At 64.2% G+C, this 14,570-nt stretch carries 17 protein-coding genes and 1 pseudogene; 8 read left to right on the forward strand and 10 right to left on the reverse strand.

The window, feature by feature from the left end; translation table 11 throughout:
- The first annotated feature begins 101 nt into the window (after positions 1 to 101).
- From J1M87_RS19010 to J1M87_RS19025, 4 genes and pseudogenes are all read left to right on the forward strand, one after another.
- Entirely contained in the window at positions 102 to 1,085 is a 984-nt protein-coding gene (locus J1M87_RS19010) for a sugar-binding transcriptional regulator (RefSeq protein WP_206491125.1), read from the forward strand.
- 119 nt (positions 1,086 to 1,204) lie between these two features.
- Positions 1,205 to 1,735: pseudogene (locus J1M87_RS19015) on the forward strand (hypothetical protein); the annotation flags it as partial.
- Positions 1,736 to 1,934: 199 nt separating this feature from the next.
- Positions 1,935 to 2,552 (forward strand): bifunctional 2-polyprenyl-6-hydroxyphenol methylase/3-demethylubiquinol 3-O-methyltransferase UbiG, encoded by a 618-nt coding sequence (locus J1M87_RS19020; RefSeq protein WP_206491127.1) that lies wholly within the window; start codon positions 1,935 to 1,937, stop codon positions 2,550 to 2,552.
- Positions 2,549 to 2,896 carry a DsrE family protein gene (locus tag J1M87_RS19025; RefSeq protein WP_206491128.1) on the forward strand — a complete coding sequence of 116 codons (348 nt, stop codon included), beginning with the start codon at positions 2,549 to 2,551 and terminating at the stop codon, positions 2,894 to 2,896. The genes J1M87_RS19020 and J1M87_RS19025 overlap by 4 nt, the downstream gene beginning before the upstream one ends.
- Positions 2,897 to 2,933: 37 nt before the next feature.
- On the opposite strand, the gene J1M87_RS19030 is transcribed toward J1M87_RS19025, so the two are convergent.
- A complete protein-coding gene (locus J1M87_RS19030) occupies positions 2,934 to 3,806 on the reverse strand; it encodes a cytochrome c biogenesis CcdA family protein (RefSeq protein WP_206491129.1) in 873 nt (290 codons plus the stop codon).
- A gap of 11 nt (positions 3,807 to 3,817) precedes the next feature.
- Positions 3,818 to 4,546: a thioredoxin domain-containing protein gene (locus tag J1M87_RS19035; RefSeq protein WP_206491130.1), complete on the reverse strand. Its 729-nt coding sequence runs from the start codon at positions 4,544 to 4,546 to the stop codon at positions 3,818 to 3,820.
- Between the two features lie 106 nt (positions 4,547 to 4,652).
- Between J1M87_RS19035 and J1M87_RS19040 the strand changes: the two genes are divergently transcribed.
- The 3 genes from J1M87_RS19040 (at position 4,653) to J1M87_RS19050 (ending at position 6,822) form a co-directional block, all read left to right on the forward strand.
- Positions 4,653 to 5,165: a hypothetical protein gene (locus J1M87_RS19040; RefSeq protein ID WP_206491131.1), complete on the forward strand. Its 513-nt coding sequence runs from the start codon at positions 4,653 to 4,655 to the stop codon at positions 5,163 to 5,165.
- A 75-nt stretch (positions 5,166 to 5,240) separates the two neighbouring features.
- Complete coding sequence (locus tag J1M87_RS19045; RefSeq protein WP_206491132.1) at positions 5,241 to 5,648, forward strand: DUF302 domain-containing protein; 408 nt, start codon at positions 5,241 to 5,243, stop codon at positions 5,646 to 5,648.
- A 16-nt stretch (positions 5,649 to 5,664) separates the two neighbouring features.
- The gene (locus J1M87_RS19050; RefSeq protein ID WP_241257129.1) at positions 5,665 to 6,822 is read left to right on the forward strand and encodes a PQQ-like beta-propeller repeat protein; all 1,158 of its coding nucleotides are present in this window, start codon (positions 5,665 to 5,667) and stop codon (positions 6,820 to 6,822) included.
- A 22-nt stretch (positions 6,823 to 6,844) separates the two neighbouring features.
- Here the strand turns inward: J1M87_RS19050 and J1M87_RS19055 are convergent, their stop codons facing one another.
- Entirely contained in the window at positions 6,845 to 7,060 is a 216-nt protein-coding gene (locus tag J1M87_RS19055; protein ID WP_206491134.1) for a YgaP-like transmembrane domain, read from the reverse strand.
- A 33-nt stretch (positions 7,061 to 7,093) separates the two neighbouring features.
- Here J1M87_RS19055 and J1M87_RS19060 point away from each other — a divergent pair, with 33 nt between their 5' ends.
- Complete coding sequence (locus J1M87_RS19060; protein ID WP_274610988.1) at positions 7,094 to 7,978, forward strand: sigma-70 family RNA polymerase sigma factor; 885 nt, start codon at positions 7,094 to 7,096, stop codon at positions 7,976 to 7,978.
- Positions 7,979 to 8,085: 107 nt separating this feature from the next.
- Here J1M87_RS19060 and J1M87_RS19065 read toward each other — a convergent pair whose 3' ends face one another.
- The 7 genes from J1M87_RS19065 to J1M87_RS19095 all read right to left on the reverse strand — a co-directional run bounded on the left by J1M87_RS19065 (position 8,086) and on the right by J1M87_RS19095 (position 14,299).
- A complete protein-coding gene (locus tag J1M87_RS19065) occupies positions 8,086 to 8,232 on the reverse strand; it encodes a hypothetical protein (RefSeq protein ID WP_206491136.1) in 147 nt (48 codons plus the stop codon).
- A 260-nt stretch (positions 8,233 to 8,492) separates the two neighbouring features.
- On the reverse strand, positions 8,493 to 8,930 hold the full coding sequence (locus tag J1M87_RS19070; RefSeq protein WP_241257130.1) for a hypothetical protein: 438 nt from the start codon (positions 8,928 to 8,930) through the stop codon (positions 8,493 to 8,495).
- A gap of 89 nt (positions 8,931 to 9,019) precedes the next feature.
- Positions 9,020 to 10,792 carry a cytochrome c oxidase subunit I gene (ctaD, locus tag J1M87_RS19075; protein WP_206491137.1) on the reverse strand — a complete coding sequence of 591 codons (1,773 nt, stop codon included), beginning with the start codon at positions 10,790 to 10,792 and terminating at the stop codon, positions 9,020 to 9,022.
- An 81-nt stretch (positions 10,793 to 10,873) separates the two neighbouring features.
- Positions 10,874 to 11,716, reverse strand: a complete 843-nt coding sequence (locus tag J1M87_RS19080) for a sulfite exporter TauE/SafE family protein (RefSeq protein WP_206491138.1) — start codon at positions 11,714 to 11,716, stop codon at positions 10,874 to 10,876.
- Between the two features lies 1 nt (position 11,717).
- Positions 11,718 to 12,056, reverse strand: coding sequence for a rhodanese-like domain-containing protein (locus tag J1M87_RS19085; protein ID WP_206491139.1), 339 nt, complete (start codon positions 12,054 to 12,056; stop codon positions 11,718 to 11,720).
- Positions 12,057 to 12,084: 28 nt separating this feature from the next.
- Complete coding sequence (locus J1M87_RS19090) at positions 12,085 to 12,873, reverse strand: GntR family transcriptional regulator (protein WP_206491140.1); 789 nt, start codon at positions 12,871 to 12,873, stop codon at positions 12,085 to 12,087.
- 31 nt (positions 12,874 to 12,904) lie between these two features.
- On the reverse strand, positions 12,905 to 14,299 hold the full coding sequence (locus J1M87_RS19095; RefSeq protein ID WP_206491141.1) for an MBL fold metallo-hydrolase: 1,395 nt from the start codon (positions 14,297 to 14,299) through the stop codon (positions 12,905 to 12,907).
- Between the last annotated feature and the right edge of the window lie 271 nt (positions 14,300 to 14,570).

The raw sequence follows: 14,570 nt of genomic DNA on the forward strand, positions 1-14,570 counted from the left end.
GTGATGCACGCCACATTGCGTGCAGTTTCCCACGGTAGACGTCCTGCACTGTGTTGCACAGCTGATGCACATATGTGCAAATCGGTCGTACACTGATCCCGGTGACAGACCCCCAGCTCGCTCCCGAATCCGATCTACGGACCGGCCACGCCACCCAAGCTGCCCGCCTGTACTACTTCCAGGACATGACGATGGCAGCGATCGGTCGTGAGCTGGGAGTATCTCGTTCGACAGTCTCACGATTGATCACCTTCGCCCGGGCCTCGGGACTGGTCGAAATCAAGATCTCGACACCGCTCGGTCAGGCACCACGAATCGAGCGCGCGTTCGCCGATCTGTACGACATTCGTGCACACGTGGTCCCCGTCTCGGAAACCGTCGACGAGTTGGGGCGCCTCGATCGCGTCGCCACGTTCGCCGGGCGATTGCTGACGGGGTTCTTCGACTCGGACATGGTGATGGGCGTGGCATGGGGAACCACGGTCAGCGCGGTCAGCCGCAAGCTCGCGCCCAAGCGCACCCACAACTCGACCGTGGTCCAGCTCAACGGTGCGGCCAACACCCGCACCACCGGAGTATCCTATGCAACCGACATCATCAGAACATTCGCCGACGCCTACGGGGCTGCGGCACAGGGCTTTCCGGTGCCTGCATTCTTCGACTACCCGGAAACCCGTCGACACCTCTGGCGCGAGCGCAGCATCAAACGAGTCCTCGAACTGCAGAATCGCATGAACCTGGCGGTGTTCAGCATCGGCGTCATGAGCAGTGCGGTCCCGAGCCACGTCTACAGCGCGGGCTATCTCGAGCGCGAGGATCAGGCCGAGCTCCAACGCGACGGCGTCGTCGGAGACATCGCCACCGTATTCCTACGCTCGGACGGCAGCCACGACCGAATTGCGTTGAACGACAGATCGAGTGGGCCCAGCCTGGACCGACTCAAGGCGGTACCGCGCCGAGTGTGCATCGTCGCCGGAGCATCCAAACTCGATGCCCTCACCGCCGCGCTGCGCGGCGGATTGATCACCGACCTCGTCATCGACGACATCAGCGCAGCCCAGTTGATCCTTCGCTCGCGCGGCTGACCGATGTGAGCGGAACTTCGTAGCCCACTACGAAGTTTCGTGCACATGGGACCCCCTCTGCGCTCGCCCGATTCTCGTGTCACTCTTTTCTTCATGAGGCGGAAGACGACGAGCCGACCAGTTTCTGGGTGATCCCCGAACAGCTCGCCTCCGTCGAGAACAATCTGTCGATCGCCAATTTGGGCTTCATCGACTACGTCGAAAATGCTGATGCGGACGGAGTGTTCCGTGGGCTGCCATCGCAACCGAGTGAGCGAACGTTGACGATCGAGGAACTTTTGGCTGCCGCGCCGGCTTCCCAACTGCCAGAACCGATTCTGACATCATTCATCGGCGACCTCGAAGGAGCGCGCGGGCAGGAGACAACTACTGCGACCTATGTCGTCGATCTGCGGACTTCTGCCGACTATCTCGAAGCGAACAGAGAGGGCTACGGACTGTCGAACGTCGTAGGTCTCGAAGAGACCATAGCGCGCACCCGTCAGGGCGGCTCCGCGCTGCTGTTCAGCTTCGCTGTCCGTGGCGACTACTGGTCTGCTTGGATCGACCCGGACTCCCTTGTTCCGTTTGCATTGCTAGGAGTCAGCAGACGGGCTACCGATCGGTCGCCCGTCTGGTCGTATCACGAGATGGTGAACGTGCCCAGCTGAGTCGATCCGTGTTTGCTGTAGACCGGTACCGCTCGTTCTCCGGAGCTGAATACCTCTGCGCCGTCGACTGCTTGCTTTTCGAGTGCGCCTGCACGTACCCAACGTTACCCCCCGGGGTACAGTGAAGTGAGTCGCAGTTTCGTCGACGCGTCGGGTCTTACAAACCCTGCGGTGGTCACCAGTGGAAAGGCGTGAATCAGTGAACTCGTCGGACTGGGATGCGCGCTACAGCAGCGTCGAACATCCGTGGGGGTCGGCCCCGGCGGCTGCCCTGTCTGCGCGGTTTGCGGACCTGCCCCCTGGCCGGGCGGTCGATCTGGGGTGCGGGGACGGGCGCCACGCTCGATGGTTGGCTGACGCGGGCTGGACAGTGAATGCTGTCGATTTTTCTTCTGTGGCAATCGAACTCGCACGCAGCGGCGGGGAGGACCGGTCGATCGACTATACCGTTGCCGACGTGCGGGCCTGGGAGCCGCCCGGCACGGTGGATCTGGTTGCCATCGGCTTCTTGCATCTACCGGTCGACGAGTTGGTTGCCGTCATTGCCGGTGCAGGAAGTTGGCTCGCGCCGGGTGGGCGGCTGTTGTATCTCGGTCATGCGCTCGAGAACTTCACTCACGGAGTCGGGGGCCCGCCGGATCCGACGATCCTGCCCGCCATCGACGACCTGGCCCGCGCCGCGAGCGGACTGCAGGTCCACGAGTTGGAACATCTGGTCCGCCCCTTCGGCGAGGGTCGGGCCATCGATGTTCTTCTCCATGCACAGCCGTGGGGCACCGCAGCTCACCGTGATCTGAAGAACGGAACTTTCACGTGACCGATCATCCGACTCCCTTGCGTGTGATGTTCGCCGTCAACACCACACCCACCGCCGTGGTGCGGGCGATCCACAACCTTCTCGATGCTGCGACCGAGCCGGTGATGCTCGAGGTCGTGTGTTCCGGACCGGGTCTCGATGCGGCCCTGCGTTGTTCGGATATTTCCCTGGAGATGCGGGCGTTGATCGATCCGGCCTCCATCTCGGTGAAAGCATGCCGAAACAGTCTGGAGGGCAGAGGGCTCGGTGACGACGATCTTCTGATGGGTGTCGAAGTGGTTCCCGCTGCAGTACTCCATCTCGCTCGACGTCAGCGAGATGGGTGGTCACAGCTCTACGCCTGACATCACATCCCTACTCCAGTGTCGCGTGCACACCGTCTCAGAGCGTTCGGTTCTCGCGTTCATCTAGCTCGGAGGACTCGGCTCCGGTATCGCGGCCTCGACCACGGACGATGCGCACCGTCAGGACTGCGATGATCAGCAGCACTGCGATCAGAAGCACTGCGGTGTTCGGTACCGCGTCGGCCACATCGCTGATCCAGACCTGCAGCGAGTACTGACTGTCGACCCCCATGACGCCGCCGAGGTTCGCTGTGCCCTCTGTGAGCAGGAATAGCGCTCCGATACCGATGAAAAGTACCCCCGATATCAGGGAAGTCGTATGCGTCTTCAGTGGTCCTATGCTGATTTCCTTGCCGCGCAGCCACGTTCGTGATCCGAGCGAGAATCGGTCCCAGACCAGCGCCAGCACGAACAGGGGGATCACCATCCCCGCTGCGTAGAGTGCCATGAGAACTCCGCCGTATGCGGCCTGACCGCCAGCGACGGCAACGGTCAGGACCGCGCCGAGCAGGGGTCCCGAGCAGAACCCTGCGAGTCCGTAGACCGCGCCGAGGGCGAACACCGATCCGGTGGAGGAGACGTCGATGCGCGCGGCTGCTCTCTGAGCGGACCCCAGCGCGAAGCCGCGACCGACGATGATCATCACCCCGAGGGCGATGATGACCAGGCCGCCGATCATGGTGGTGACCTCGCGATACCGGGTGATCGCCGAGCCGATGGCACCGACCCCGGCGCCGAGGGGCACCAGGACCGCTGCCAGCCCGAGGTAGAAGATCCCGGTGCGGCCGGCGAGCTTGCCGGCCCCGTCGAAGGCGTATGCGAAGAAGGAAGGGAGCAGCAGGGCCGAGCATGGACTGAGAAGTGCCAGGAGCCCGCCGAGAAATGCTCCGAGAAGTCCTATCTGCGACATCGCGGGCCGCCCTACGCGCCGGCCGCGGTGTCGATCAGATCGACGAATTCCGAGAACGGTTGCGCGCCCAGAACCGGATCACCGTTGACCGAGAACGCCGGAGTGGCCGGGATACCCAGCGACTGCGCTTCGGTGGAGTCGGCGGTGATCGCGGCATCGAATGCGGTGCCGGTGGCGTCGGCGGTGAACCGAGCCAGATCCGGTACCCCGGCCTGTTGCGCGTAGCTCTGCAGTGCCTCCAGTGTCAGGTCCGCGTGACCGGTCTCGGGGGCATCGGCGTAGACGGCGCGGGTGAACTCCCAGAACTTGCCCTGGGCGGCGGCGGCGCGTCCGGCCCGGGCAGCATCGAATGATTGTTGCCCGAAGATGGGTAGATCTCGCCATTCGATGCGCAGGGTGCCGATATCGACGTATCGGTCGATCAGCTGCGGCTCGGTTTCCCGGCTGAACTGGGCGCAGAACGGACACCGGAAATCCGAGAAGGCGATCATCACCACCGGGGCGTCGACGTCGCCGAGGGCCATCGGATCATCGGTCACACGATGCGCCAGATCGCCGAGCGGTCCCATCACCGGCGGGCCGCTCGCGCTGCTCGACCCGGCGTCCGGTGCCGCCTCCGATTGCTCGCCGTCACCTGTCGTTCCGAGCACGAGAGCTCCCACTAGCACGGCCGCCACCACCACGGCGATGGCCAGGAGCACGATGTCTCGTCGGCGAGTGGAGCGAGATGTCGAAGTCATGCAATACCTTTCGGCAGTCTGCGATACTGGCAGCGATACCCATATGGGTATAACCTCACGGTGTCACCCTACTCACTCAACTACAACTCGTAGGAGATCCCCGCCGATGACAGAGCCCGCAACCTCCGACCGTCTCGACGTCGATGCTGCCGACCGTTCCGATGACGGCATGATCGCAGAGTCCGATCGATTCCGGGGTTGGGGTACGCGGGTGCTGCGCGGCACCGTCGCCGGTGCGGTCACGGTGTTGGTGGTGGGTATTCCCACCGACATCATCGACACGCCGGTCTTCGGCCGTGAGGTGCCAGTGCGGGCGTGGGAGCTTCCGGTTCTGCTGGCCACTGCCCTGTTGACCGCACTGTGGTTCGGGATCGACAAACCCGCGCAGGTCGAGCGGACCGGCACACCCGCCGCTCTCGGTGTCGTACTGACCTTCTTCGCCGTCGGGTGTCCGGTGTGCAACAAGCTGGTACTACTTGCACTCGGCACCTCGGGTGCACTGGGGTTGTGGGCACCGATACAACCCATCCTCGCCGGGGTGTCCCTGGCGATGCTGACAGCAGCGGTGATCGTCCGATGGCGCAAACGCGACTGCACCTCCGCATCCTGCGCAGTATGACTGAGCACTTGCCCACCCGCGCACCGACCATCGAGTGACCGACACCCGAACCGATCGAAAGGAACCGAACGAACCATGACCGAATTGGCCATCGGTACCCGAGTGGACATGCCGTTCGAGGAAACCGTGGACGCAACCCGTGAGGCACTCGCCGAACAGGGGTTCGGAGTGCTCACCGAGATCGACATGCAGTCGACGTTGAAGAGCAAGATCGACGCCGACATCGAACGCTACGTCATTCTCGGAGCGTGCAATCCGCAGTTAGCGAAGGCTGCGATCGACACCGATCGGCAGGTGGGGTTGATGCTGCCGTGCAACGTGGTGGTGCGAGCCGACGGCAGCAGCACCATCGTCGAAGCGATGAACCCCCAGGTGATGGTGGGGCTGTCGGATGGAGCGGGCCTAGCCGAGGTCGCCGATCGGGCCACTGCACTGCTGCAGAGCGCGGTCATGGCACTCGGTGGAGACAGCACCACCGCATAGAGTGGGTGCGCACCGTATGGGCAGAGCGGGGGCGGTGATCGGGACCGTTGCACTGTGCGCCGTCGCGCTGGTGTCGGGGTGCAGTTCCTCGCCTGCTCGAGACGCCACGGGCACCGATCCGGCGGCGCACGCGTCGTCGCCGTCCGCGCCGCCGCCGGGCTTCGGAGAAACGGCCCTGTGGTCGATCCCGTTCCTGTCGCAACCTCACATCGTCGAGGACGGGTTCGTCGGAGTCGTCGATTCCTCGGACGCATCCGGTTCGCACCGGGTGCAGGTACTCGATGACACCGGCACACCACGGTTCGGCGTGGACGTACCCGCCGATCGCGACGAGTTCATGGTGACCGGCACGGACAATCGTGAGCTGTTGATCACCGAGGACATCGATGATTCCAGTTCGGGGTCACCGGCCACGATGACCGCCCGCGATACCCGCACCGGCGACCTCGTGTGGGGTCCGGTCTCCGCTGCGGGCTGCCTGACCGGGTCCGGACTGCTGATCGACGCCGACTGCTCGCAGACAGCAATGCCCTCGGCCGTAGCCGCCATCTCGGCAACCGACGGACACCGCACCGACCTGTCGGGTGCGGTGTCCGAATCCGGTGGATATGCGGTCACGGTCTACGACGACACAGCGCGTGTCGTGACCGTCGATACCGGCAACACCGCCTGGTCCACCGACACTCTCACCCCGCCCCCCGCAGCGGTTCCCGGGAGCGCACGATTCGTCGCTACCGCCGGCAATGCAGTGGTCGTGGCATGGACGATCCCGACCCGTCCCGAACCGATCCAGGCGGTCTATCGACTCTCTGATGCCGAGCTCCGATGGATCAGCGGTAGTCGCAGTCCGATGGTGGTAACCGCCGACAGCAGTAGCGGGGCGACGATGATCACCACCGCAGACCTCACCGACGACGGAATTGCTGTCCTGTTCGAGCAGTATGGCACCCGCGGTTTCACCGCCGATCAATTTCCTGGTGCCGACCGCTTCGCTCTGGTCGGCGGCGTCGTCTACGGCGCGTCGGACTCGGGGGTGACTGCCATCGATGCGACCTCCGGCCGCGTCACCGGCACATCACCGAGTGCCGCACCGACAGCAGTGACCTCGAACGGTGTCGCATTGGCCCAGAGCAGCGACGGGTACACCGCGTTCAAGGTGATCCCCCATTTCTGAGCTGCCCGCCCGCGCACCCCGTTCAGGACGTCTTGGGGCGACCTCGAAGATCGACGGAGAACAACGGGCCGAGCAGACAGACGTTGATCACCCCGGTCAGCACGAAGACACCGCCGATCACTCCCAGCACGATGCCCCCGACACCGCCGAGCACGACGGCGACCACGATCAGAGCGATTCCCACCACGATGCGCAGCGCGCGTCCGGCAGTACTGCGCATGAATTCGACGAACGGCATGATGATTCCAGTTCTATAGAGGGACTTTCACTGTTGGACGGGCGAGAACGCCGAAGTGGACCAATCCGCGGCTTCTCGTGCGAACAGCCCAGCCCCGACCTCGACAGCGCGGCATACGACGAGCGCTTCGCGCGCGATCTGATCGACCAGGGCACGACTCTTCGTCGCTTTGCAGCCGCGATGACACGATCACCGGCCGATACCGACGATCTGGTGCAGGACGTCCTCGAACGCGCGTGGCGCAACCGGAGAACGTTTCGATCCGAATCGGCGCTCACGACGTGGCTCTACCGGATCACGATCAATCGTGCCCGCGATGTGGCTGCACGCGCGGAGACTCAGCGCACCGAACCATCGGGCACGGGCGACATCGATGTACCGATCAGCGACCTCGAGCATCCCGAGACGGTGGCGCAGGCGCTCAGCGATCGGTCCACGGTGCGAGCGGCGCTGGCGACGTTGACCGTCGAGGATCGTATGGTCCTGGCACTGCACGACGGCGAGGGCTGGACGGCGACACAGATCGGTGCGGTCGGCGCGCTCACCACCGCAGCGGTGTACAAGCGCATCCACCGTGCACGGGTGAAGCTGCTACGCGCCCTCGACGACGGTCCCACACACCCTCAAAACGACTCCCAGGCGTGCCGGAGCACACTCGCCGCGGCATCGGACTACCTGGACGGGCGTCTCGATGTCGACGCGTCGGCCCGCATCGATACGCACCTGCGACAGTGTCGCCGGTGCCCACCCATCGCACAGGCCCTGATCGGTATCAAGACCGCACTCGGCCTGCGGCCGTGGACCAGCGCGGTACCCGAACAGTTCGTCTACGACGTCGCACATTTGGGCGGACCCCCGGCAGTCGCCGCCCGCCGCGATGACCGATCACCCCGATACCAAGAAACTGATACCCCATAGGGTATATTCGGAGTAATTCGTCGACCGAGGGAGAGACTCATGTGCAGGGCTGTCAAGTGCAAGAAGTGCGGAAAAACGACGTGGGCGGGATGTGGGCAACACGTCGATCAGGTGATGCGGGGCGTTCCGGCGTCCAATCGCTGCAAAGGGCACGACGCCGATCCGAAGTCGCCGGGACTGTTCTCCCGCATGTTCTCCAGAAAGTAGCTCGCGGTCCGCAGCCCTGGTCCTGTCAGGGCTGCGGACCGAGTCATTGTTCTTCGCGATCTAGGTTGTCGCGGTCAGGGTCTTCGCGGTCTGGGTCTTCGTGGTCTCGCCCGTCACGACCACGACCACACTTGCCGTCGCCAGCAGCCGGGGGGGCTTCGTCGCGGGAGAATCGATGTCGCGCAGGCCCACTAACGCCGGTCCCCGGCACAGCCAGCCGTCTGGCGGGCAGCGGAGGGTGGTCGTGATCGACGTCTCCGTCCCCACCGTGGCCTTCGCCCCGCGGGGTGCGGGCGAGGTTGCTCGATCAGCATCGCCCGTTCCCGGACGCATCGTCGATGCTCGGACCGACCCCGACAAAGGTCGACGATCGACGGTGCCGAGGGTCGACCCATACCGAGATGGTGGCACCGGTCATCAGTGCGCGGACGATCGACCGTTCTGCACGCACATCGCACCGGTACGTTCCGGCCCCGGGCACCGTCACTTCCAGTTCCACCTGTCGTGAATCGATGTCGAATCCCAGGACCACTGCCCACCCTTCGACGATGTCGTCCTCTCGGTCCGCCGCCGTATCGCGGACCGGAGACACAGCTGCGGGATGCAGCGGTGTGCGTGCTGCGAACATCATCGCCAGCAGGAGGAGGACCGCGAACACAACTACCACCGCGGGGGTCACCACTGTCCCAGAACCTGCCGACAAACGCGGAACGAGGAAGGTGAACACCAGGATCAGTGCGAGCACCTAGAACCCCAAGGCGACGGCGATCGCGTTCGACACCCGTCCCGGTACCAGGACAGCGGCACCTGTCGAGCGCAGTCTCCGCGTGCTCGTCACCGTCTCTCCTCTGAGGTCCCGCTGGCGGTGCCCTCTTCGACGCCGTCGACGATGATTTCGGAGGGGGCCCGCACGTCGGCGGTGTGGCCCGTCAGCCCGACGTGGGCTTCGGTGCGCATGCGTTCGACCATGTGAGGGTAGTGCAGCTCGAACGCGGGCCGCTCGGAGCGGATCCGGGGTAGTTCGGTGAAATTGTGGCGGGGCGGTGGGCAGGTGGTGGCCCATTCGAGAGCGTTGCCGTAGCCCCAGGGATCGTCGACGGTGGCGACCTCGCCGTATCGGTAGGACTTGAACACGTTCCACACGAACGGCAGCGTGGACAGTCCGAGGATGAACGCTCCGATCGAGGAGATCAGGTTCAGGGTGGTGAATCCGTCGGAGGGCAGGTAGTCGGCGTAGCGGCGCGGCATCCCTTCGTTGCCGAGCCAGTGCTGGACCAGGAACGTCATGTGGAAGCCGACGAACGTCGTCCAGAAGTGCCACTTGCCGAGGCGTTCGTCGAGCATACGTCCGGTGATCTTGGGAAACCAGAAGTACACCCCGGCGTAGGTGGCGAAAACGATGGTCCCGAACAGCACGTAGTGGAAGTGCGCCACCACGAAGTAGGTGTCGGTGACGTGGAAATCGATCGGGGGGCTGGCCAACAGCACACCGGTCAGTCCGCCGAACAGGAACGTGATCAGAAATCCGATGCTGAACAGCATCGGGGTTTCCAAGGTCACCTGCCCTCGCCACATGGTGCCGATCCAGTTGAACAACTTCACCCCGGTCGGCACGGCGATGAGGAAGGACATGAACGAAAAGAACGGCAGCAGAACAGCTCCGGTGGCGTACATGTGGTGCGCCCACACCGTGATCGAGAGCGCAGCGATGCCGAGGGTGGCGAAGATCAGACCCTTGTAGCCGAAGATGGGTTTGCGGCTGAAGACCGGGAAGATTTCGGAGACGATGCCGAAGAACGGGAGCGCGACGATGTAGACCTCGGGATGGCCGAAGAACCAGAACAGGTGCTGCCAGAGCACCGCTCCCCCGGTCGCCGGGTCGAACACGTGACCACCGAAAAGCCGATCGAAGGCCAGCCCGGCCAACGCGGCCGCGAAGGTCGGGAACGCCAGCAGTACCAGCACCGAGGTCACGAGCATGTTCCAGGTGAAGACCGGCATCCGGAACATCGTCATGCCGGGTGCGCGCAGGCACACCACGGTGGTGATGAAGTTGACCGCACCCAAGATCGTGCCCAAGCCGGACAGGATCAGGCCCAGTACCCACAGGTCGGCACCGACACCGGGGGAATGCAGTGCGCTCGTCAGTGGGGTGTAAGCGGTCCATCCGAAGTCCGCGGCACCTCCCGGGGTGATGAACCCGGCGAGCACGATCAGCGATCCGAACACGTACAGCCAGTACGCGAACGCGTTGAGCCGCGGGAACGCGACATCGGGTGCCCCGATCTGCAGCGGCAGAATGTAATTGGCGAATCCATATGCGACCGGGACTGCGTAGAGCAGCAGCATGATCGTGCCGTGCATGGTGAACAGCTGGTTGTACTGCTCGTTGGACAGGAACTGCAACCCCGGTACGGCGAGTTCGGTGCGCATGAGCAGCGCCATCAACCCGCCGATGAGGAACAATCCGAACGAGGTGACCAGATACATCTTGCCGATCGTCTTGTGATCGGTGGTGGTCACCAATTGGAACAGCGTCGAGCCCTTCGGCTCATGACGCATCGGATACGGCCTGGACGCCTCAGAGCGGGGAATCAGTGCGGTCATCGAAGATCTCCTCGATCCAGGTGTGCGATGCGCCGCATTGGCGTGCGCAGAATTAGCCTCTGTGATGCACAACGATGTGCGTTACAGGGCTATGGAGGCTTGGACAGTGACGTAGACGGCCACGACGAGCAACAGAGCTGCGAAGCTACGGGTGAGCGTGGTGGCAGAGACTCTGTCGCTGATGACTTTTCCTGCGAACGAGCCTGCAATTGCCGCGAAGGTGAACGGTACGACGATCTCCCACGGGATGGTGGCACCCGTGCCGAGGCGTTCGGTGAAGGCCCCCGCGCTGGTGATGGAGATGATCACCAGTGACGTTCCGACCGCGACGGGCATCGAATAGCCCAGTGCCAGAACCAGGGCGGGGACGATGAGGAATCCTCCGCCCACTCCCAGAAACCCGGTGAGGAAGCCGACAACGAGCGCGGCGGCGACCAGCTTGAATACCTGCGACGTGGTGATCTTCACTTTCGTGGGCTTGGTGGCGACCGCGACGGCGCTCGGGCGTGTTCCCACGGTCTCGGCCGGGTTCGGTGTCGGTAGGTCGGCATCGTGTCCGCGCCGGGTGCGGCGCAACATCGCACCGGCGGCGACGATCATCAGTGCCGCGAACGCGAGCAGCAAGATTTGCGGGTCGACCGATCGGTTGAGGATCGATCCACCGAAGGCGGTGACCGAGCCCAGAATTCCGAACACTGCCGCTGCCCGCCACCGCACGTGCCGTGCTCGCGCATGGCTGATGGCCGCGATGATCGAGGTGATGCCGACGATGATCAGAGAGGTGCTCGTCGCCGATTGCGGTTCGACCGCGAGGAGATACACCAGTGCAGGAACAGTCAGTATCGATCCCCCACCACCGAGTGCGCCGAGGGAGAGCCCGATGAGAATCCCTGCGGCAACTGCGATCGCGAGGGTGGCGACCATGTCAGATCACTGCGCCGGGGGTGCCGTCATCACGGACCACAGGATGGCCGTCTTCGTGCCACGCTTTCATTCCGCCCGACAGATTGTGCGCTGTGCGACCGGCATCGGTGAGGGCCGCGACAGCTTTGCTCGACCGAGCGCCCGAGCGGCACACCACGACCAATTTCTGCTCAGGAGGGTAGGCAGCAGGATCGAGATCGCCGAGGCGTACATGGACGGCGTCCGGGGCGTGGCCGGCTGCCCATTCGTCGTCCTCGCGGACATCGATCAGGATGGCTCCCGATTCGGCGATCAGTGCGTGTGCGGCGGCCGGATCGGCTTCCGGTGGTGCTCCAGTCATGAAGAACGCTCCTTGGATCAGTGGGTGCTCAGAGGGCGTGCAGCGGCGTGGCCGGCACGAAGCGATAACCGTCGCTCGGTGAGAACGTGGCCGAGACGGTGAACCGATCTCCTCGAATCACTGTGTGCCGCAACTCCACCGGCCGGGAATTCATGCAACCCAAGCGGCGGATCGACAGCGCGGCGGTCTTCGAGTCGAGTTCGAGTGCTGCCGCATCCTCCGGATCCGGGACGACGGCAGTGACGTCCTCGCGGCCACCGGTCAGGCGGATTCCGCAGCGTTGCTCGAGCTCGATGTACAGAGCCGTGTGAGTGAAGTCCGCATCCAGGAGGTCGCGTGCCAGATCCCCCGGCAACCAGGCATGGTCGAGCGCCAACGGCATGGTCCCTGCCATACGGATGCGCTCCAGGTAGAGCAGCGGAGCCTTGGGACCGACCTGCAAGGTGGCGGCCACCGCGGGGTCGGTCCGCAGTTCGAGTGCACGCACCACGCTGTGCTGAGCCACTCCCGTGGCTTCCACGGCAGCGAAGAGACTGTAGAGCGCACCGAGCGGTTGCTCGATCACCGGCGGAGCCGCCAACCGAGAAGGCCGGCCACGCTCTGCAATCAAGATGCCTTCGTTCCGCAGGTGTCGCAGGGCCTCGCGGGTGGTGTGACGGCTCACGCCGTAGCTCGTCGTCAACGCATGCTCGCCCGGGAACTCGGAGCCGGCGAATTCGTCGTCACCGATTCGGCGGACCAGATCGGCATGCAGTTGCGCCCACAGCGGCATCGCACTGGAGCGGTCGAGCGCGGCACTGCGATCGGGTTCAACCATCAAAGGCCCTCCTGTCGATCTGTGTATTCGATCAGACTGTTTCGAGGTTGTGCTCGGCCCAGGCGGCGTAGCTGCCCTCGAGTTCGATAACTCGGTAGCCGGCGCGGCGCAATGCGCTGGCTGCGACCGCGTTACGGACGCCGCTCTGGCAGTAGGTCACGATCGGACCGCCCGTGGGCAGTCCATCGAGGTTCCACAGCAATCGGCCACCGCTGAGTTGTTCGGAACCAGGTATGTGGCCGTCGGCATGTTCGGTCTTGTTGCGCACGTCCAGCACCATTGCCGGGTCGAACGAATCCAGCTCGTCCGCACCGATCGTCTCGGGTGTCGTCATGGGGAGTCCTCGTAGACTTGTGATGTACCCGGTCACCGTATCGATGCCGACCCGCAGCAGGTGATCACGTAGCTCGTCGGCGACGGCGTGGTCCTCGGCGAGCACCACCAGTGGAGTGTCCTCGCGCTCGGGGTCGTAGACCCAGGCACCGAACGAGGCTGCCTTGCCGATGCCGGGAATGTTGAGCGCTCCGGGGACAGCGCCGGCGTGCACCTCGTCTTGGCCGCGGGTGTCGAGGAGGACGACCTCGTCGGAATCGAGGGCGCGTGCCAATTCGGTGGAGTCGTACTCGTGCAAGGGAGAGAGTGGCCCGAGAACGACCGGGCCCTGCTTGTTCTGACGCTTCATCCGGCCGAAGTAGGCGTGTGCATCCGGTTGGCCGTCGAGCATCTCATCGACGAAGCCCTGCTCGTCGTCGCGCTCGACATACCCGGCCCACCAAGCGAAACGGCGTTCGTAGCCGACGCTGGTCGACGGGAGCGCGCCGAGAGCTTTTCCGCAGGCGCTGCCCGAACCGTGACCCGGGAAGACCTGGATATAATCCGGCTGCGTGACAAATGACCGCTTGAGACTGCGGAAAATCTGTTTGGCCCCCTCGAAACGGGTGTCGACACCGTCGGCAGCTTCGTCGAGTAGGTCCGGGCGGCCGAGATCGCCGGCAAAAACGAAGTCGCCCGTCAACATGTATCCCGGAGAATCGGCGAAGGCACCGTCGGTCACCAGGAACGAGAGGTGCTCCGGGGTGTGACCGGGCGTGTGAACGGCTTGCACGGTGATGTTGCCCAGAGCCAGCGTGTCGCCGTCGTGGAGGCGTTCGGCATCGAAGCCGTACTGCCAGTCGTCGCCGCCCTCTCCTGAGACGTAGGTGGTCGCGCCGGTGGCCTCGGCCAGCTCGCGGGTGCCGGACAGGTAGTCGGCATGGATGTGGGTCTCGGTCACGGCGGTGATGGTCATGCCATGCCGATCGGCCAGGTCCAGGTACACACCGATGTCGCGGCGGGCGTCGACCACCACTGCCTCTCCCTTGGCCTGGCAGCCGATGAAGTATCCGGCTTGGGCGAGGTCTTCGTCGTAGATGCGTTCGAGAAGCATTCAAATCTCCTTGTCGATCGTGGCGGCGTTCGTGCAGATGAAGAAGTAGTCCCACCCGGCGGGGGTGTGTTCAACAGGTTCGGCACGCACTGCAAGGGTCGTCGACCAACACGTCTGTCTCTGCCGGGACGGGGGAAGAAAATTCGACCGACCCGAGTGTGGCGTTCGTCGCGATCGGCGACTAGCCTCCTTAAATGTACGTACATCCGTACGAACAATCAAGAAGGGGCGATATTCCCCGCCCACGCCAGCCGAATCGAGACCGCGCTTA

This window comes from Rhodococcus sp. KRD162 (assembly GCF_017168335.1).
In the GTDB taxonomy this organism is placed as follows: Bacteria; Actinomycetota; Actinomycetes; order Mycobacteriales; family Mycobacteriaceae; genus Rhodococcoides.